The organism is Microbacterium sp. Leaf436, from assembly GCF_001424715.1.
In the GTDB taxonomy this organism is placed as follows: Bacteria; Actinomycetota; Actinomycetes; order Actinomycetales; family Microbacteriaceae; genus Microbacterium.
Genome location: NZ_LMRB01000003.1, coordinates 297,543 through 314,894 on the forward strand (window position 1 = coordinate 297,543; position 17,352 = coordinate 314,894).

Below are 17,352 nucleotides of genomic sequence, written 5' to 3' on the forward strand. Positions count from 1 at the left end.
CGGCGAGGGGCGAGCGCCCCGCCGTCGGAACCGGCCCGGCGTTCCGCACAGCGGGGATACGCGCGGCATGTCACCGGTCTCCGCTCGTCCATCGCGGCCCGGCGCGCGGCGCCGCGCGAACTAGACTCGACGGGTGTCTGAAATCACTCCTGATCTCGTGCGCCATCTCGGTGTGCTCGCTCGGATCCAGTTGAGCGACGAAGAGGTCCACAGCCTCACCGGCCAGCTGGATGCCATCGTCGACAACATCGCGAAGGTGTCCGAGGTCGCAACGCCCGACGTCGTCGCCACGAGCCACCCGATCCCGCTCGAGAACGTGTTCCGCCCGGATGTCGTTCAGCAACCGCTCACGCGCGAGCAGGTGCTGCAGAACGCACCCGACCAGGCCGACGGCCGATTCCGCGTGACCGCCATCCTGGGGGAGGAACAGTGACCGACCTGACCCGCCTGAGCGCCGCCGACCTGGCCGCCGCTCTCGCCCGCAAAGAGGTGTCGAGCGTCGAGGCGACGCAAGCGCACCTCGACCGCATCGCCGCCGTCGACGGCGACGTGCACGCGTTCCTGCACGTCAGCGACCACGCCCTCGAGGTGGCGGCCGACATCGATCGCCGCCGCGCCGCGGGTGAGCAGCTCCACGAGCTCGCCGGTGTGCCCCTCGCGGTGAAGGACGTTCTCGTCACGACCGACATGCCCTCGACCAGCGGATCGAAGATCCTCGAGGGCTACATGTCGCCCTACGACGCCACCGTCGTCGCGCGCTCGCGCGCCGCGGGCCTCGTGCCCCTGGGCAAGACGAACATGGACGAGTTCGCCATGGGTTCGTCCACCGAGTTCTCGGCCTACGGTCCCACGCGCAACCCGTGGGACCTCGACCGCATCCCGGGCGGCTCCGGCGGTGGCTCCGCCGCCGCCGTGGCGGCGTTCGAAGCTCCGCTGGCCCTCGGCTCCGACACCGGGGGGTCGATCCGTCAGCCCGCTCACGTGACCGGCACGGTGGGCGTCAAGCCCACGTACGGCGGAGTCAGCCGCTACGGCGCCATCGCCCTGGCATCCAGCCTCGATCAGGTGGGTCCGGTCACCCGCACCGTTCTCGACGCCGGTCTGCTGCACGACGTCATCGGCGGACACGACGCGAACGACTCGACGTCGCTCTCCGACGCGTGGCCCTCGTTCGCCGCGGCTGCCCGCGAGGGCGCCACCGGTCAGGTGCTCAAGGGGCTCAAGGTCGGCGTCATCCGCGAACTCGACGACCAGGGCTTTCAGAAGGGGGTCTCCGACTCGTTCCGCGCCTCGCTCACCGCGATGCAGGAGCAGGGTGCCGAGATCGTCGAGATCAGCGCCCCGCACTTCGAGTACGGTGTCGCCGCGTACTACCTGATCCTCCCCGCCGAGGCGTCGAGCAACCTGGCCAAGTTCGACTCGGTGCGTTTCGGCATGCGGGTGAACCCCCAGGGCCCCGCCACGGTCGAGAACGTCATGGCCGCCACGCGCGACGCCGGCTTCGGTCCCGAGGTCAAGCGCCGCATCATCCTCGGCACCTACGCGCTGTCGGCGGGCTACTACGACGCCTACTACGGCAGCGCCCAGAAGGTGCGCACGCTCATCCAGCAGGACTTCGACGCCGCCTTCGCCGAGGTCGACGTCATCGCGACGCCGTCGGCGCCGACCACGGCATTCCGCCTCGGCGAGAAGATCGACGACCCGCTGCAGATGTACCTCAACGACATCACCACGATCCCCGCCAACCTGGCCGGTGTCCCGGGCATCTCGGTGCCGAGCGGCCTCGCCGCCGAAGACGGCCTGCCCGTCGGCATCCAGTTCCTCGCCCCCGCCCGCGAAGACGCGCGTCTGTACCGCGTCGGCGCGGCGCTCGAGGCGCTGCTGGTCGACCAGTGGGGCGGACCGCTGCTGGACAAGGCCCCCTCTCTCACGAACGGAGCGTCGAGCTGATGGCGAAAGATGCGCTGATGGACTTCGACGAGGCGCTCGAGCGATTCGAGCCCGTCCTCGGTTTCGAGGTGCACGTCGAGCTGAACACCGCGACGAAGATGTTCTCGTCCGCGCCGAACCCGGCGAACGAGGCCCACCACGGCGCCGCGCCGAACACCCTGGTCGCGCCCGTCGACATGGGACTGCCGGGTGCGCTCCCGGTCGTGAACGCCGAGGCGATCCGTTCCTCGATCAGCCTGGGGCTCGCCCTCGGCTGCTCGATCGCGCCGTCGAGCCGCTTCGCGCGGAAGAACTACTTCTACCCCGACCTCGGCAAGAACTACCAGATCTCGCAGTACGACGAGCCGATCGCCTTCGAGGGCTCGGTCGAGGTCGAGCTGGCCGACGGAACGCTCGTGACGATTCCGATCGAACGCGCCCACATGGAAGAGGACGCCGGCAAGCTCACCCACATGGGTGGCGCGACCGGTCGCATCCAGGGCGCGGAGTACTCGCTGGTCGACTACAACCGCGCGGGTGTCCCGCTGGTCGAGATCGTCACCAAGCCGATCATCGGCGCCGAGCACTCGGCTCCCGACCTGGCGAAGGCGTACGTGGCCACGATCCGCGACATCGTGCGCGGTCTCGGCATCTCCGAGGCCAAGCTCGAGCGCGGCAACCTGCGGTGCGATGCGAACGTGTCGCTGCGCCCCCGCGGGCAAGAGAAGCTGGGCACGCGCACCGAGACGAAGAACGTCAACTCGATGCGTTCGGTCGAGCGCGCCGTGCGGTACGAGATCCAGCGCCAGGCCGCGATCCTGGCCCAGGGTGGCACGATCACGCAAGAGACGCGCCACTGGCACGAGGACACCGGTCGCACCTCTCCCGGGCGCCCGAAGTCGGATGCCGACGACTACCGCTACTTCCCCGAGCCCGACCTGCTGCCCGTCGTACCGGCTCCCGAGCTGATCGAGGAGCTGCGCGCGGCTCTTCCGGAACCCCCGGCCGCTCGTCGCCGTCGTCTGAAGGCCGAGTGGGGCTTCACCGACCTCGAGTTCCAGGACGTCGCCAACGGTGGTCTGCTCGACGCCGTCGCCGAGACGATCGCCGCCGGTGCCACCCCCGCGACCGCGCGCAAGTGGTGGACGGGTGAGATCACCCGCGTCGCCAACGCGCAGGAGCGCGACGCCGCCGACCTCGTCTCGGCCGCGCATGTCGCCGCTCTGCAGCAGCTGGTCGAGGCGGGCACCCTCACCGACAAGCTCGCCCGTCAGGTGCTCGAGGGCGTCATCGCGGGCGAGGGCACCCCGCAAGAGGTCGTCGACGCCCGCGGCCTGGCCGTGGTCTCCGACGACGGAGCGCTCATCGCGGCAATCGACGACGCCCTCGCGGCTCAGCCCGATGTGCTCGCGAAGATCCGCGACGGCAAGGTGCAGGCCGCCGGCGCCGTCATCGGCGCGGTCATGAAGGCGATGAAGGGCCAGGCCGACGCCGCGCGCGTGCGCGAGCTCGTGCTGGAGCGCGCCGCCGCCCAGTAGAACGCCCCGGATGCCACGGCACCGCCGCCCCACGAGGGGCCGGTGCCGTGGCATCCGTCGTTTCCCGTCGGTGTCGACGCCTCCACTCCGCCCGATGTCGGAGGTCGGGGGGAGAATGGATGCCATGGGACGAGGCGACGGCACCGGGAGGCTCGTCTCGCGTCCCGACGCCGACGACACCGGCGCGGGCATCCTGCACGTCGATATGGACGCCTTCTTCGCGTCGGTCGCCGTGCTCGACGATCCCTCGCTCGCGGGCAAGCCCCTGATCATCGGCGGCTCCGAGGGCCGCGGAGTCGTGTCGAGCGCGTCGTACGAGGCACGACGGTACGGGGTCAAGTCGGCCATGCCCGTGGCGATCGCCCTGCGGCTCTGCCCGACGGCGATCGTCGTCAACCCGCCGTACCAGCGCTACACCGAGATGTCGCGGCAGGTCATGGCGATCTTCCACGACGTGACCCCGCTCGTCGAGCCCCTGTCGATCGACGAAGCCTTTCTCGACGTGCGCGGAGCGCGCCGCCTGTGGGGGAGCCCCGCCACCATCGCCCGCGATCTGCGAGCCCGGGTCAAGGCCGAGACCGGATTGACGTGCAGCATCGGTGTCGCGGCCACCAAGCACGTCGCCAAGATGGCGTCCACCATCTCGAAACCCGACGGACTGCTGGTCGTCTCGGCCGCCGACACCGAGGCGTTCCTCCGGCCGCGCTCGGTGCGCGCCCTGTGGGGCGTGGGCCCGAAGGCGGCCGAGGCGTTGGAGTCCCGGGGGATCCGCCTGGTGTCCGACATCCTCGACACCCCGCGGCACGCGCTCGACCAGGTGCTGGGCGCCGCCATGGGCGAGCGCATCTGGCACCTGTCGCGCGGGGTCGACGCGCGCGAGGTGCACACGGGTCGCGCCGAGAAGAGCGTGGGACACGAAGAGACGTTCCACACCGACATCTCCGACACGCGCACCCTGCACGTCGAGTTCCGTCGACTCGCCGACCGCGTCGGGGCCCGCTTGCGCGCGCAGCAGTACGAGGCGTCGACGATTGCGATCAAGGTGCGTTTCTCGGACTTCACCACGCTCAGCCGTTCGCGCACGCTCGCCGAGCCCACCTCGGTCGGACAGCGCATCGGCGACGCGGCGATCGAGCTGTTCGATTCCATCGACCGCCGCCAGGCGGTGCGCCTGGTGGGCGTGCGGGGCGAGAAGCTCAAGCCCGCGGCCATGGCGGCGACGCTCTGGGACGACGATGCCGAGTGGCGCCGCATCGAGGGAGCGCTCGACGGGGCCACGGCGCGCTTCGGGCGCGGTGCGGTGACCCGGGGGTCGCTCCTCGGCCCCACGCGCGGCGGGGGCGCTCTGCCCACCAACCCCCGGCCGTCGTACGACCACTGACACGCCGTCGGCGTCGACGCAACGCCCTTGGGCCGCTGATCCCCGGGCCGGTACGGTGGGCTCATGCCCAACATCGCTCTGGAACTCGGCCAGCAGTCCACCCACTTCGGCGTCACCTCCGCCTACGGCGAGCAGCAGGACGTCGACGGCGTGCGCATCGTTCCCGTCGCCCTGGTGTGGGCCGGGTACGGCGGCGGCTCCGACGAGCAGGGCAACGGCGGCGGTGGCGGCGGTGGCTACACCCTGCCTCTCGGTGCCTACATCCGCCGCGGCGACGACCTGCGGTTCGACCCGAACCTCGTGTCGCTGCTCGCCGTCGGCATCCCGTTCGTGTGGGTCGCCGGTCGCGCGCTCAGCCGTGTCATCCGCGCCCTCAAGAAGTAGCGCAGACCCGGTCGACGACGCCCTGGCCGCAGCGACGGCCTCCGTCGTGGCGCGCGTCAGCGCCCTAGGCGTGGCGAATCCGGTGATCGTCGTCGACGGCCGCAGCGGCGCGGGCAAGAGTTCTCTCGCGCGTCGGCTCGTCGCCGCGTGGCCGGGTCGCGGTCGGGTGCAGCTCGTGGCCCTCGACGACCTCTATCCCGGCTGGGGCGGGCTCGCCGCGGGGGCGGAGTACGCCCGCGAGACCGTGTTGTCACCGCACGCGCGGGGCATGGTGGGCGTCTGGCAGCGGTGGGATTGGCAGAGCGACGCGCGCGCCGAGGCGCACGCCGTCGACCCGTCTCTTCCTCTCGTCGTCGAGGGCGCCGGGGTGCTCACTCCGGAGTCGGCGCGCCTGGCCGATGTCACGGTGTGGGTCGACGCTCCATCGTCCTCCCGCAAGCACCGCGCGCTCGACCGCGACGGCGACACCTACCGACCGCACTGGGACGGCTGGGCGGCGCAAGAGGAGCAGCACCTCGTCGCGCACGATCCGGTGTCGTTGGCGTCGGTGGTCGTCCGGGTGCCGTAACGCGACGGCGAGTCCGGCGCCTGGTCGGCACGACGTGCAGAACGCCCCGTGACCGCCCGCGCGCCAGGGGCACGGCATCCGGAACTCTCCGCGTTCAGCGCCGATCGAGAGCGGTGACGAGGCCGTCGAGACGGTAGCCGATCCAGTCGTAGATGCCGAAGCGCGGATCGTCGGGCTGGTGGTCGTCTTCGCTCTGGATGCCGAGACGCGTGGCCAGCACGAGCCGCACGGCCGAGAGGGTGCGCATCCACGCCAGGGCCTCGGTCTCACCGAGTGCGACCGAGATCGTGGCATCCGGATCGCCCTCGGCGTCGAGGTCCCCGCCGTCCATGCCCAACGTCCGCAGCACGATCGCGGCGTCGTCGGCCCGTCGTCCGAGCAGGTCGTCGCCGGTGAGGCGGCGGAACTCCCGCGTGGCGTCGTCGTCGTCGGGATAGGCGTCGGGTAGCAGGCGTGCCACGGCGGGGTCGTCGTCGCGTCGACTGTCGGCGATCACGTCGCGGAACTGACCCACGATGCCGGCCAGGTGGAGGGCTTCGAGACCACTGATCTCGAGCACCACGATCTGCTCGCTCACGCGGGCTCCTTCCGCACGGTGGCCCAGAGTCCGAAGTCGTGCATCGCGTGCGTGTGGGCTTCCATGACTTCGCGAGGACCGCGCGCCACGACGGCGTGCCCGTCGTGGTGGACGGCGAGCATCAGTCGCTCGGCCGTGGCGGTGTCGAAGCCGAAGTAGGTGCGGAAGACGTGGCGCACGTAGCTCATCAGATTGACGGGGTCGTTCCACACGACCGTCTGCCACGACGACGGTGGCTGCGCGTTGAGGTCGGTCTCGTCCACGACGTCGAGGTCGGGTGTCGCGAGCCCGGCCATCATGCCCATCCCAGCTCGTGCAGACGCTCGTCGTCGATGCCGTAGAAGTGCGCGATCTCGTGCACGAGCGTGGTGTGGATCTCGTCGCGCAACTCGCCCTCGTCGTCGCACGCGGCGAGGTGGGGTTCGCGGTACAGGATGATCCTGTCGGGCAGTTCGCCGACGCCGTAGCGCTCGCGCTCGGTCAGGGCCCATCCGTCGTACAGGCCCAGCAGATCGAGGGAGCCGTCTTCGGGGCGGTCTTCGACGACGAACACCACGTTGTCGAGCCCGTCGACCATGTCGTCGGGCAGGCGGTCGAGTTCATCGACGACCAGGCGTTCGAACGCTTCGGCGTCGAGGTCGAGGGCCGCGCGCGTGTCGGCGTCGTCGTTCACGGCGGGCCTCCCGGGGTCGCAAGCCGATCGATGGATGCCGAGCCGGCGACGCCGGCGGACACAGACGATTCTACGGGCGCTGCGCCCGGGAGTCCGGGACGACGAAAGCCCGGCGAGAGGACTCGACCGGGCTTTCGTGGGTGTGGGGTGGCTAACGGGACTTGAACCCGCGACCCCCGCGACCACAACGCGGTGCTCTACCGACTGAGCTATAGCCACCATGTGTCCGCCGCAGCAGACAACTGAACGATTATGTCATAGGTCCAGCGCGAACGACGACACGGCCGAGGCCGAGACGACCTTCGCCTCGTCGCTGGTGGGACCCGGCTGCGGCACGAAGACCGCGGCGCGGTAGTAGGCGAGTTCGCGGATCGATTCGCGGATGTCGGCGAGGGCGCGGTGCCCGCCGTGCTTCGCGGGCGCCTGGAAATACGCGCGTGGGTACCAGCGGCGCGACAGCTCTTTGATGCTCGACACGTCGACGTTGCGATAGTGCAGCCAGCGGTCGACGCGCGGCATGTACTTGGCGAGGAACATGCGGTCGGTGCCGATGGTGTTGCCCGCCAGCGGGGCCTTGCCCTCGACGGGCGCGAACCGCTGGATGTACTCGAGCGCCTGGAACTCTGCGTCAGCGAGGCTGACCCCGTGGGGGATCTCGTCGAGCAGTCCCGACGAGCGATGCATGTCGGTGACGAACTCGCCCATGTTGTCCAACGCGGAGTCATCGGGCTTGATCACGATCTGGAAGCCGGGGTCGAGCACGTTGAGCTCGAAATCGGTCACGACGACGGCGATCTCGACGAGCTCGTCGACCGCGAGGTCGAGTCCCGTCATCTCGCAGTCGATCCAGACGAGACGGTCGTTCTCGGAGGCGTTCACCATCCCCTCAGTCTAGTGAGGGGCTCCGACACGGCATCTGGTCCCCCAGACACGATTCGAACGTGTGACCGGCGGATTAGAAGGCCGCTGCTCTATCCACTGAGCTACTGGGGGTCCGCTCCAGGATATCCGTCGGGCCGTTCCGTCGACACCAGCCCCTGGTGCGGCCGGACGCGCGAGCGTAATCTGCCGCCATCGAGAGCGAAGGAGCACTCATGTCCGAGACCATCACGCACCGCCGCCTCTGGGTCGCGTACGGCCCCTCCGGGGTCGTCGGCAAGATCCAGAAGGATGCCGAGGGATACGCCGTCCATATGGCGGGCAAGGACGAGCGGCTGGGGGTCTATCCGTCGATGGAGATCGCCAAGAACGCGCTGCATTCGCACCTGAAGCCCGGCAGCGATCGCCCCGAGTTCCGGGAGCACTGAGCGTTCGAGGTCACACCCGGGCCGGGCGGCGCGCGCGTCGCGACGGTTCGGGCGTGGCCAGGAGCGGAAGCGCGACGTGGACCAGGGGTCCGATACCGAGGGCGAACACGACGGTGCCGATCCCCACCGTTCCGCCCAGCATCCACCCCAGAACGAGCACGCTGCCCTCGACCCCGAGGCGGCAGGCCCAGATGGGCCATCCGAAGCGCGCGTGCATGCCCGTCATGAGGCCGTCGCGCGGACCGGGGCCGAAGCGCGCGCCGATGTACAGACCGGATGCCACGGCCACCAGGACGACGCCCGCCACGAGCATCGCCGCCTGGACCCAGAACACGTCGGGGTGGGGGAGGACACCGAGCGCCACCTGCATGCTCGTCCCCACGAGAAGGATGTTCGCGACGGTACCCACGCCCGGCTTCTGGCGGAGGGGGATCCAGAGCAGCAGGACCCCCAGGCCCACGATGTTGGTGATCCATCCGATGCCGATCCCGGACACCCGCGAGATGCCCTGCGCGAAGACCGTCCACGGGTCGACGCCGAGGCCCGCGGAGACGGTGAACGCGCAGCCCACGCCATAGAGCGCGAGTCCGACGATGAGACGGGTGATGCGGGAGAACATGAAGGAATCCAATCACGTGATTGGCTTGGTCGAATAAGGCCAATACGGATACCGTGGCCCCATGGATTCCCGCATCTCCGCCCGCGCTCTGGCTGAAGCACTCGGGGGGTGGCGGGGGACCGGCCCGGCGTACGAGGCGCTGGCCGACGGCGTCAGACTGCTCTGCCTCGACAACCGCCTCGCGCCCGCGACCGCGTTGCCCGCCGAACGCGAACTCGCGACGGCGCTGTCGCTGAGCCGCACGACCGTCGCCGCCGCGTATCGCAGCCTGCGGGACACCGGCCACATCGAGAGTCTTCGCGGCAGCGGGAGCGTCACCCTTCCCGTGGGGCGCAACGATCCCGGACGCTACGAGGCCGACGACACGATCATCGACCTGCAGCAGGCCAGCCCGGCGGCGTGGCCGGGGCTTCCGGCCGTCGTCTCGGAAGTGGCCCAAGACGCCCCCGCGCTGGTCGCCCGAATCGGCTACGACGTGGTCGGCGATCCGACACTGCGCTCGGCGATCGCCGAACGCTATGTGCGGCGCGGTCTGCCGACGGACCCCGATCAAATCCTCGTCACGACCGGTGCGCAGAGCGCGATCCACCTGATCGCGTCGATCCTGCTGACGCGCGCCGACCGAGTGATGATCGAGACGCCGACCTATCCGCACGCAGCGGACGCCTTCCGCCGTGTCGGCGCGCGCCTGGTCGGCGTTCCCGTCGACCCCGAGCGCGGCTGGGACCTGGAGCGGGCGGCACAGACCTTCGCGCGTGCCCTGCCGACCCTGGCGTACCTCATGCCCGACTTCCACAACCCCACCGGCCGCACCATGACCTCGCTCGAGGCGGCGACCTTCGTCGAGGGCGCCCGTCGGGTGGGGAGCGTGCTGGTGCTCGATGAGACGACGGCGGAACTCGACATCGATCGGCGCGGGACGGCCGCGCCGTTCCCGGACGACGACCGGATCATCCGTGTGGCGTCGCTCGGCAAGACCGTGTGGGGCGGGCTCCGCGTCGGATGGATCCGCGCCGCGCCCGACATCATCCGACGGCTCGCCGCCGGTCGCCCCGTGCACGACCTGGGCACACCGGAGTTCGAGCAGGCCATCGCGGCGCGTCTCGTTCCCCGGCTGGACGAGATCTCGGTGCAGCGCGGCGACCTGTTGCGCGCCGGACGGGACAGCCTGGTCGCGGCGCTTCGCCGAACCTTCCCCGAGTGGGAGGTGCCCCAACCTTCCGGTGGCGTCTCGCTGTGGGTGGGCATCGGGCACCCGCTCAGCACCCCGCTGGTGATGAACGCGCGGGCGCGCGGGCTTGCTTTGTCGGCGGGTTCGCGTTTCGCGGTCGAAGGAGGCCACGATCGCCGGCTGCGGCTGCCCTTCACCGCGGCACCCCCGACCCTCGAGCGCGCGGTCGACATTCTGCGCACCGCCTGGGACGACGTGCGCGGCGGCGGCTCCGTCGCAGCGCGCGACGAGCTCTCGACGGTCGTCTGACGTCGGTCGAGCTGCCTCTGCGCGCGGAGCGCCGCGTCGGCGCGCGGGGCGCGGTCGCGCGGCTGAGCCGGGGGAGGGCGGTGTCGGCGTCTGAGCGCGCGGAGCGCGGTGCCGGCGGCTGAGCCCGCGGGGCACCGGGTCAGCGGCTGTACCGCAGGCACTCGAAGGCCTCGGATGACGACCAGAACGCGCCGAGCTCACGGAAGCGTCCCGAAGCGGCATGGAAGCGCTCGGCGGTGTACCGCCAGCCCCCCTCGGCCGCGATCGCGCGAATGTGACCCACCACGAGGCCGCGTGGGTCGGCGACGCGCCACAGACCCGCGGCGACATGGGTCGCCGCGCCCCACCCGGCCGGACGCGGAGCCGGGGCGAGGTCGTTCCAGAGTGCGGTGCTCATGCGGACACGGTAGAACCAACCTCCGACATCGCCGCGGACGGGGGATCTCACCCGTCCTCCCCACGACAGGGATCGCTCGATCCCTCCCCGGATGTGCGGTTCGGGCCCGCGCGGACCAGGCGAGTGCGGTCATTCTGGCGGGGCTCCGGCATCCGTCGGGCACACGGATGCCGGAGCGCACTACACACACCGAGAGGACTTCATCATGAGCGACCACATCACCCTGGTGGGCAACATCGTCGGCGATCTCGAGCAGCGCTCGACGCGCGGAGGCGGGACCGTCGCGGCCTTCCGTCTCGCCGTCGGCGAGCGACGTCTCGATCGGGAACGCGGCGAATGGGTCGACGGGCACACCAGCTTCTATGCCGTGTCCGTCTTCGGCGAGTTGGGGGCGCACGCGCTGCGGTCGTTCCAGAAAGGGGAGCGCATCATCCTCAACGGCCGCCTGCGGCTGCGGGAATGGGAGACCGAGAGCAAACGCGGCGTCAGCGCCGACGTCACCGCCGAGGCGATCGGCCACGATCTGCGGTGGGGGATCTCGCGCTTCGAACGCACGCCGCGGCCGGAGTCGTCGAATGCTCCCGCGGGCCCCGCGGTCGTGGCGGCGGCATCGGCCGGACGAACGGCGGCGGCGGCCCACAGCGACGCCGACGGATGGGCACTTCCGGGAGGGGAGTCGCCCGAGGCGGCGACACGCGACGAGAACGAGTCCGGCGCTGCCGCCGACTCGTCGGCCGAGCCCGTCGACGCGCCCTTCTGAGACGGTCGGCGCGGGGGCGGAGGCCGTCGAGGCTGCGGTCGCGGGCCGCGTCCGTAGGATTGACCGCGTGTCCCGCTCCCACGGTCGTCCCCTCGCCGCTCTGACTCTTCTGGCCGTGCTGTCGCTGGCCGGCTGTACGGGCGGCCAGTCGCCGACGACGCCCCAGGGGTCCGCGACGCCTGCGGCCATCGCCACCGAGGGGACGACGCCCTCCGACGCCGGTGCCGCCACCAGCGCTCCGGCGCCGGTCGCACTCGTGCCGAACGGAACAGCCGCCGAGAACCTCCCGTACTTCGCGCAGATCGTCGGTGCGGTCTGGTCCGGACCCGATCAGGTCGCCGGTCGTGCCTACATCGACGCCCTCGCCGCAGCCGGGTTCGACAAGGGGTCGATGCAGGTCACGGCCGACCAGACCACGATCGGCAACCCCGCCGAGAGCATCGAGTTCTCGGTGCGCCTCGGTGGCGACTGCCTGGTCGGTCAGGTCGGTCCCTCGATCGGCAACCCCGTGTCGACGGTGCTTCCCGGGTTGTCGGCCGGGGGCTGTCTGATCGGACAGACGCGCACGATCGACTGGTGAGCCTTCGCGCCCGATCCGGGCGAGGCCCTTGGGTGCGCGTGCCCTCCCTCGGCGCCGGCGGTCCGACCTCCCCGCGCGACGCGGACCTCGAGCGACGGGCGTCCACCGATCGGCAGCAGCGGACCCCGGGCGTCGGCGCGGAGGCTCTGCGCCCCTAGACTGGAGAGGTTATGGCGGAATACATCTACTCCATGGTCCGCGCCCGTAAGTCTGTGGGCGACAAGCTGATTCTCGACGACGTCACGATGTCGTTCCTCCCGGGTGCCAAGATCGGCATGGTCGGGCCGAACGGTGCGGGAAAGTCGACGATCCTGAAGATCATGGCCGGTCTCGACGTCCCGTCCAACGGCGAGGCGCGGCTGAGCCCGGGCTTCACCGTCGGCATCCTCATGCAGGAGCCGGAGCTCGACGACAGCAAGACCGTCCTCGAGAACATCCAGGACGGCGTGGCGATCAAGCCCAAGCTCGATCGGTTCAACGAGATCTCCGCCCTCATGGCCGATCCCGACGCCGACTTCGACGCCCTTCTCTCCGAGATGGGCACGCTGCAGGAAGAGATCGACGCCGCCGACGGGTGGGACCTCGACTCCCAGCTGGCCCAGGCGATGGACGCCCTGCGCACCCCGCCCGCCGATGCGTCGGTGGTGCCGCTGTCCGGTGGTGAGCGCCGGCGCGTCGCGCTCGCGAAGCTCCTGCTGCAGAAGCCCGACCTGCTCCTGCTCGACGAGCCCACGAACCACCTCGACGCCGAGAGCGTGCTCTGGCTCGAGCAGCACCTGAAGGCCTACAAGGGCGCCGTCATCGCGATCACTCACGACCGGTACTTCCTCGACAACGTCGCCGAGTGGATCGCCGAGGTCGACCGCGGTCACCTGTACCCCTACGAGGGCAACTACTCGACCTACCTCGAGAAGAAGGGCCAGCGCCTCGAAGTCCAGGGCAAGAAGGACGCCAAGCTCGCCAAGCGCCTCAAAGAGGAGCTGGAGTGGGTGCGCTCCAACGCCAAGGGTCGCCAGGTCAAGTCCAAGGCTCGACTCGCCCGCTACGAAGAGATGGCAGCCGAGGCCGAGCGCACGCGCAAGTTGGACTTCGACGAGATCCAGATCCCCGCGGGTCCGCGTCTGGGCGGCATCGTCATCGATGCGAAGAAGCTCGAGAAGAGCTTCGGCGACCGCTCGCTGATCAGCAACCTCAGTTTCAACCTTCCCCCCAACGGCATCGTCGGTGTCATCGGGCCCAACGGTGTGGGTAAGACCACGCTGTTCAAGACGATCGTCGGTCTCGAGCCGCTCGACGGCGGCACGCTGAAGATCGGCGAGACCGTCAAGATCAGCTACGTCGACCAGTCCCGCGCGAACATCGACCCCGAGAAGACCCTGTGGGAAGTCGTGTCCGACGGACTCGACATCATCACGGTCGGCAAGACCGAGATCCCCTCCCGCGCGTACGTGTCGAAGTTCGGCTTCAAGGGACCCGACCAGCAGAAGAAGGCCGGTGTGCTCTCGGGCGGTGAGCGCAACCGCCTCAACCTGGCGATGACGCTCAAAGAGGGCGGCAACCTGCTGCTGCTCGATGAGCCCACCAACGACCTCGACGTCGAGACACTGAGCTCGCTCGAGAACGCGCTGTTGGAGTTCCCCGGCTGCGCCGTGGTCATCACTCACGACCGGTGGTTCCTCGACCGCATCGCGACGCACATCCTCGCCTACGAGGGCACCGAAGAGCACCCCGACCAGTGGCACTGGTTCGAGGGCAACTTCGAGGCCTACGAGCAGAACAAGATCGAGCGCTTCGGTGCCGACGCCGCCAACCCGTCGCGGTCGTCGTACCGCAAGCTCACGCGTGACTGACGCGGCCGCCGCGTCGGCGGGCGCGGCATCCCCCGACGAGGGTCCGGTCGCCGCCGGACCCTCGCGGGTGCACGTCCCCATCCACCTGCGGTGGGGCGACCTCGACGCGCTCGGGCACGTGAACAACACCGCGATGCTGAAACTGCTCGAAGAGGCGCGCCTGCGGGCCTTCTGGTACAGCGACGGCGACGAAGAGCCCCTGCCGACCGCGGTGTTCGACATGGACGTCCTCGCCAGCGGCGGGGAACGCGCAACCCTCATCGCGCGGCAGGAGATCGAGTACTTCCGACCGACGCCGTACACCCAGCGCCCCTTGGACGTGCGGATGTGGATCGGCGCGATGGGCGGCTCGAGCGCCGACATCTGCTTCGAGGTCTACAGTCCGGTCGGCGATCCCGAGCGCGTGCTCTACGCGCGCGCCACGGCCGTCGTCGTGCTCGTCGACACCTCGACCGGTCGCCCGATCCGATGGACCGATGCGGAGCGCGCGGCATGGGCGCCCTACACGGGCGATCCGATCGAATACCGGCGGCGAGCCGCCCGCGCCTGAGCCTTCGGCGCCGTCAGTCGTTCGGCACCCGCACCATGACCTCCTGGGCCACGCTCGCGACCAGCACGCCGTCGCGCGAGTAGATGCGCCCGGTCGACAGGCCTCGGCCGCCGCGGGCGTTGGGGGACTCCTGCACGTACAGCAGCCAGTCGTCGACGCGACCCGGACGGTGCCACCACATGGCGTGGTCGAGGCTCGCGACCTTCAGGTTCGGGACGTTCCACGCGACGCCGTGCGCGCGCATGATGGACTCCTGGATCGTGAGGTCGCTGAGATACGCCAGCGCCGCGCGGTGCACCGCCGGGTCGTCGGGCAGTGCGCGACGCGTGCGCATCCACACGGCCTGTCGCGGCACCCGCGGGCCCTCGACCGAGGTGTAGATGGGCGACGGGACGTGCAGCACGTCGACCGGTCGCTCCGAGAACATCCGGCGGCTGAGCGGGTGGAGTCCCTCGGCGTCGAACGGCGCGAGGTCTTCGGGCTGAGGGATGCCGTCGGGCATCGGTTCGGCGTGCTCCAGGCCCGGGTGCTCGTCCTGGAACGAGGCGATCATCGAGAAGATCGGGACGCCGGCCTGGTAGGCCTGCGTGCGCCGGGTCGAGAACGAGCGTCCGTCGTGGATGCGGTCGACCGAGAAGGTGATGCCGTCGGCCGGGTCGCCCGGGCGGAGGAAGTACCCGTGCATCGAGTGCACCGCGCGTTCGGGCGGGAGCGTGCGCGACGCGGCCACGACCGACTGGGCCAGCACCTGGCCGCCGTACACCCGCCCGAACGGCATGGGCTGCGAGACACCGGTGAAGATGTCCTCGGTGGTGCGGGCGCCGGCGTCGCGCAGGTCGAGCACCGCGAGGAGCGACGCCACGGGATCGAGGGCATCGGTCATGGTGACTCGCTTTCCGGCGCAGCGAGCCCGCGCCGCTTGATAGTTTAGGGCGGGTGTCCGCGCGCCTGTTGTTCCCCGACCCCCAGGCGGCAGCCGACCTGCTGACCTTCGCCTCCCGCACGATCCGTCTGGGTGACGGCACCGTGCGCTTGCGTGCCGACGGGGGAGTGCTCGTCGCCACCGCCGCCCCCCTCGCTCCCCGCGGGTTGCTCGACGCCACCCCGACGGTGCTGGGCCTGCGCGTCTCGGCGATCGATCCCGAGCTCGAGTGCGACCTCGTGGTCGACGCCTCCGCGCTGCTCCCGGCCCCTGACGACGCCTCAGCGGTCGTCCTTCCCGAGACCGCCACCTCGCCCGCGTGGGCGGGGATCTCGCCCCCGCGCAGCGGATGGGAGCAGAAGGATGCCATCGACGCCGCCGTTCTGGCATCCCGAGCCCAGTACGGGGTCGCCGCCGTCGCCGACGCGCTCCCCGCCGATGCGGGTGAGGACATCGTGCGGGTGATCCGCGCGCAGGTGTGGGGTCAGCCCGACGACGCCCTCGGGGGTCTGCCGCTCGGCACCGCCTTCGCGGCCTTCGCGCTGGGCTTCATCGCCGGCAGCGAGATGGCGCCCGTCCGCACGAGCGGTGCGTGGACGCGCGTGAGCCTCGCTCGCGGTCACGTGCTCGTTCGAGGCCCCGTGCGCTCGGGGCTGACCGCCGTGCGCGCGACCGGGAGCTGATCCAGCCCGCGCATAGGTGGCCGCTTTACGCTGAGGGAAGCAAGGGGAGTACTCCCGTCGCGATGCATCCGTCATCACGAGCCCACCGTTGGGCTCCGGGTGCGTCGGTCCCGTCCGGGGCGGAGGAGACCTTGACGTCGCAGTTTCCGCTGCCCGTCGAGAGGTACCCCATGGTCTCGTTCTCCCGTCTGTTCGATCTCGCTTCGAAGGCCGTCGACAAGGCGTCGTCCTCGTCGTCCTCGCGGGACGGCTCCGCTCCCCACCCCTCGTCGGGTGCCTCCCGCGACTGGCGCACCATGGTGCGCTCCGCCGCCGATGCCGTCACCGGTGACCGCCGGGCGGACTCCGCGCCCGCTCCCTCGCCCGTCGCCGATTCGCGCCGAGACACCGGCCGATACGCTCCGCCGCCCACGTCGGGCTCGGCCCCGGCGCTCTCGGCCGACGACCGCGGGGCGATCGCGCGGTACGACTACCTGCTGCGCACGGCCGACCCCGATCGCGTGGAGCAGATGCATCGCGAGGCCTTCGCGCGACTGACGCCCGAGCAGCGCGCGCACGTGCGCGAGCGCATGGATACCGACCTGCACCCGCACGAGCGTCCGCGCTCGGACGCCCCCGACGACCTCGCCCGCACGGCCGCACGCGCTGAGGCCACGCGTCCGGGTCGCATGTCGCAGCTGCTGTCCCGCGCGGGCCGCGGCGGGCTGATCGGCGCGGGAGTGGTGGGTGCGGGCGGGCTGCTCGCCGCCGTGGCCGGCGGAGCGATCGTCAGTGCGGTCGCGGGGCCCCTGCTCGCGCAGGCGGGTCAGCTGGGCGTCGACTTCGCCGGGCTCGCCGAGGGCGTCGACCTCGACGCTCTGGCATCCGGTGTCGACCTCGAGACACTCGCGGGCGGCGTCGATCTGGGGGCGGCGGGCGACTGGGCCGGCGGCGCGCAGGACGCGGTGTCGGGTCTGGGCGATCAGGTCGGCGGGCTCGGCGAACGTTTGTCGAATTTCGACATCCCGGGCTTCGGCGACTTCCTCGGACGCTGAGGCGGCTCGACGACCCGCTGCACCGCGTGAATGCGCGACGGTGCGCGGGCGGCCAGCTTCGAGCCAGCTGACGTGGCGCCAGTCGAGGTTGCGCCGGTCGACGCGGCAAGGCGGACGGCG

Annotated in this window: 21 protein-coding genes and 2 tRNA genes; 14 read left to right on the forward strand and 9 right to left on the reverse strand. The window is 70.7% G+C overall.

Translation table 11 applies throughout. The annotated features are described in order from the left end of the window. Positions 1-133 precede the first annotated feature (133 nt). From gatC to ASG45_RS10335, 6 genes are all read left to right on the forward strand, one after another. Positions 134-433 (forward strand): Asp-tRNA(Asn)/Glu-tRNA(Gln) amidotransferase subunit GatC, encoded by a 300-nt coding sequence (gene gatC, locus ASG45_RS10310; RefSeq protein ID WP_055836752.1) that lies wholly within the window; start codon positions 134-136, stop codon positions 431-433. Continuing rightward, entirely contained in the window at positions 430-1,950 is a 1,521-nt protein-coding gene (gatA, locus tag ASG45_RS10315) for an Asp-tRNA(Asn)/Glu-tRNA(Gln) amidotransferase subunit GatA (protein ID WP_055836757.1), read from the forward strand. Before gatC ends, gatA begins: the two co-directional genes overlap by 4 nt. Continuing rightward, complete coding sequence (gene gatB / locus ASG45_RS10320) at positions 1,950-3,467, forward strand: Asp-tRNA(Asn)/Glu-tRNA(Gln) amidotransferase subunit GatB (protein ID WP_055836760.1); 1,518 nt, start codon at positions 1,950-1,952, stop codon at positions 3,465-3,467. The genes gatA and gatB overlap by 1 nt, the downstream gene beginning before the upstream one ends. Positions 3,468-3,591: 124 nt before the next feature. Further along, complete coding sequence (locus ASG45_RS10325) at positions 3,592-4,848, forward strand: DNA polymerase IV (RefSeq protein WP_055836763.1); 1,257 nt, start codon at positions 3,592-3,594, stop codon at positions 4,846-4,848. Positions 4,849-4,911: 63 nt separating this feature from the next. Continuing rightward, positions 4,912-5,232 (forward strand): hypothetical protein, encoded by a 321-nt coding sequence (locus ASG45_RS10330; protein ID WP_055836765.1) that lies wholly within the window; start codon positions 4,912-4,914, stop codon positions 5,230-5,232. Then, entirely contained in the window at positions 5,207-5,800 is a 594-nt protein-coding gene (locus ASG45_RS10335; RefSeq protein ID WP_055836770.1) for an aminobenzoate synthetase, read from the forward strand. The genes ASG45_RS10330 and ASG45_RS10335 overlap by 26 nt, the downstream gene beginning before the upstream one ends. A 94-nt stretch (positions 5,801-5,894) precedes the next feature. On the opposite strand, the gene ASG45_RS10340 is transcribed toward ASG45_RS10335, so the two are convergent. The 6 genes from ASG45_RS10340 to ASG45_RS10365 form a co-directional block, all read right to left on the reverse strand. Further along, positions 5,895-6,377 (reverse strand): DUF2017 family protein, encoded by a 483-nt coding sequence (locus ASG45_RS10340; protein WP_235560608.1) that lies wholly within the window; start codon positions 6,375-6,377, stop codon positions 5,895-5,897. Beyond that, entirely contained in the window at positions 6,374-6,682 is a 309-nt protein-coding gene (gene clpS / locus ASG45_RS10345) for an ATP-dependent Clp protease adapter ClpS (RefSeq protein ID WP_055836772.1), read from the reverse strand. The genes ASG45_RS10340 and clpS overlap by 4 nt, the downstream gene beginning before the upstream one ends. Next, on the reverse strand, positions 6,673-6,954 hold the full coding sequence (locus ASG45_RS10350) for a metallopeptidase family protein (RefSeq protein ID WP_374754289.1): 282 nt from the start codon (positions 6,952-6,954) through the stop codon (positions 6,673-6,675). Before ASG45_RS10350 ends, clpS begins: the two co-directional genes overlap by 10 nt. 239 nt (positions 6,955-7,193) lie before the next feature. Beyond that, positions 7,194-7,269 (reverse strand) — tRNA-His (locus ASG45_RS10355). Positions 7,270-7,305: 36 nt separating this feature from the next. Continuing rightward, the gene (gene orn, locus ASG45_RS10360; protein ID WP_055836780.1) at positions 7,306-7,932 is read right to left on the reverse strand and encodes an oligoribonuclease; all 627 of its coding nucleotides are present in this window, start codon (positions 7,930-7,932) and stop codon (positions 7,306-7,308) included. Between the two features lie 35 nt (positions 7,933-7,967). Next, positions 7,968-8,043, reverse strand: a tRNA-Arg gene (locus tag ASG45_RS10365). 101 nt (positions 8,044-8,144) lie between these two features. On the opposite strand from ASG45_RS10365, the gene ASG45_RS10370 reads away from it, so the two are divergent. Further along, positions 8,145-8,357 carry a hypothetical protein gene (locus ASG45_RS10370; protein WP_055836783.1) on the forward strand — a complete coding sequence of 71 codons (213 nt, stop codon included), beginning with the start codon at positions 8,145-8,147 and terminating at the stop codon, positions 8,355-8,357. 10 nt (positions 8,358-8,367) lie between these two features. Here ASG45_RS10370 and yczE read toward each other — a convergent pair whose 3' ends face one another. Next, positions 8,368-8,976 (reverse strand): membrane protein YczE, encoded by a 609-nt coding sequence (gene yczE, locus ASG45_RS10375; RefSeq protein WP_055836786.1) that lies wholly within the window; start codon positions 8,974-8,976, stop codon positions 8,368-8,370. 61 nt (positions 8,977-9,037) lie between these two features. Between yczE and yczR the strand changes: the two genes are divergently transcribed. Continuing rightward, positions 9,038-10,456 carry a MocR-like transcription factor YczR gene (yczR, locus tag ASG45_RS10380; RefSeq protein ID WP_055836789.1) on the forward strand — a complete coding sequence of 473 codons (1,419 nt, stop codon included), beginning with the start codon at positions 9,038-9,040 and terminating at the stop codon, positions 10,454-10,456. Positions 10,457-10,595: 139 nt separating this feature from the next. Here yczR and ASG45_RS10385 read toward each other — a convergent pair whose 3' ends face one another. Then, complete coding sequence (locus ASG45_RS10385; RefSeq protein ID WP_191914978.1) at positions 10,596-10,853, reverse strand: hypothetical protein; 258 nt, start codon at positions 10,851-10,853, stop codon at positions 10,596-10,598. A 205-nt stretch (positions 10,854-11,058) separates the two neighbouring features. Here ASG45_RS10385 and ASG45_RS10390 point away from each other — a divergent pair, with 205 nt between their 5' ends. The 4 genes from ASG45_RS10390 (at position 11,059) to ASG45_RS10405 (ending at position 14,593) form a co-directional block, all read left to right on the forward strand. Continuing rightward, entirely contained in the window at positions 11,059-11,613 is a 555-nt protein-coding gene (locus tag ASG45_RS10390) for a single-stranded DNA-binding protein (protein WP_055836792.1), read from the forward strand. 67 nt (positions 11,614-11,680) lie between these two features. Beyond that, positions 11,681-12,193: a DUF6993 domain-containing protein gene (locus ASG45_RS16490; protein WP_055836794.1), complete on the forward strand. Its 513-nt coding sequence runs from the start codon at positions 11,681-11,683 to the stop codon at positions 12,191-12,193. A gap of 170 nt (positions 12,194-12,363) precedes the next feature. Then, on the forward strand, positions 12,364-14,043 hold the full coding sequence (gene ettA / locus ASG45_RS10400; protein WP_055836803.1) for an energy-dependent translational throttle protein EttA: 1,680 nt from the start codon (positions 12,364-12,366) through the stop codon (positions 14,041-14,043). 67 nt (positions 14,044-14,110) lie between these two features. After that, positions 14,111-14,593 carry an acyl-CoA thioesterase gene (locus tag ASG45_RS10405; protein WP_055837884.1) on the forward strand — a complete coding sequence of 161 codons (483 nt, stop codon included), beginning with the start codon at positions 14,111-14,113 and terminating at the stop codon, positions 14,591-14,593. Between the two features lie 13 nt (positions 14,594-14,606). On the opposite strand, the gene ASG45_RS10410 is transcribed toward ASG45_RS10405, so the two are convergent. After that, entirely contained in the window at positions 14,607-15,476 is an 870-nt protein-coding gene (locus ASG45_RS10410; RefSeq protein ID WP_055836806.1) for an acyl-CoA thioesterase, read from the reverse strand. A gap of 53 nt (positions 15,477-15,529) precedes the next feature. Here ASG45_RS10410 and ASG45_RS10415 point away from each other — a divergent pair, with 53 nt between their 5' ends. Next, on the forward strand, positions 15,530-16,198 hold the full coding sequence (locus tag ASG45_RS10415; RefSeq protein ID WP_055836809.1) for a hypothetical protein: 669 nt from the start codon (positions 15,530-15,532) through the stop codon (positions 16,196-16,198). A gap of 170 nt (positions 16,199-16,368) precedes the next feature. Continuing rightward, entirely contained in the window at positions 16,369-17,232 is an 864-nt protein-coding gene (locus ASG45_RS10420; RefSeq protein WP_055836812.1) for a hypothetical protein, read from the forward strand. Positions 17,233-17,352 lie beyond the last annotated feature (120 nt).

Excerpts from the sequence above, each read along its gene's own strand:
- gatB (WP_055836760.1), top strand. The coding sequence starts at position 1,950 with ATGGCGAAAGATGCGCTGATGGACTTCGACGAGGCGCTCGAGCGATTC.
- ASG45_RS10325 (WP_055836763.1), top strand. The coding sequence starts at position 3,592 with ATGGGACGAGGCGACGGCACCGGGAGGCTCGTCTCGCGTCCCGACGCC.
- ASG45_RS10330 (WP_055836765.1), top strand. The coding sequence starts at position 4,912 with ATGCCCAACATCGCTCTGGAACTCGGCCAGCAGTCCACCCACTTCGGC.
- clpS (WP_055836772.1), bottom strand. The coding sequence starts at position 6,682 with ATGGGCATGATGGCCGGGCTCGCGACACCCGACCTCGACGTCGTGGAC.
- ASG45_RS10350 (WP_374754289.1), bottom strand. The coding sequence starts at position 6,954 with ATGGTCGACGGGCTCGACAACGTGGTGTTCGTCGTCGAAGACCGCCCC.
- orn (WP_055836780.1), bottom strand. The coding sequence starts at position 7,932 with ATGGTGAACGCCTCCGAGAACGACCGTCTCGTCTGGATCGACTGCGAG.
- ASG45_RS10370 (WP_055836783.1), top strand. The coding sequence starts at position 8,145 with ATGTCCGAGACCATCACGCACCGCCGCCTCTGGGTCGCGTACGGCCCC.
- yczE (WP_055836786.1), bottom strand. The coding sequence starts at position 8,976 with ATGTTCTCCCGCATCACCCGTCTCATCGTCGGACTCGCGCTCTATGGC.
- yczR (WP_055836789.1), top strand. The coding sequence starts at position 9,038 with ATGGATTCCCGCATCTCCGCCCGCGCTCTGGCTGAAGCACTCGGGGGG.
- ASG45_RS10385 (WP_191914978.1), bottom strand. The coding sequence starts at position 10,853 with ATGAGCACCGCACTCTGGAACGACCTCGCCCCGGCTCCGCGTCCGGCC.
- ASG45_RS10390 (WP_055836792.1), top strand. The coding sequence starts at position 11,059 with ATGAGCGACCACATCACCCTGGTGGGCAACATCGTCGGCGATCTCGAG.
- ettA (WP_055836803.1), top strand. The coding sequence starts at position 12,364 with ATGGCGGAATACATCTACTCCATGGTCCGCGCCCGTAAGTCTGTGGGC.
- ASG45_RS10410 (WP_055836806.1), bottom strand. The coding sequence starts at position 15,476 with ATGACCGATGCCCTCGATCCCGTGGCGTCGCTCCTCGCGGTGCTCGAC.
- ASG45_RS10420 (WP_055836812.1), top strand. The coding sequence starts at position 16,369 with ATGGTCTCGTTCTCCCGTCTGTTCGATCTCGCTTCGAAGGCCGTCGAC.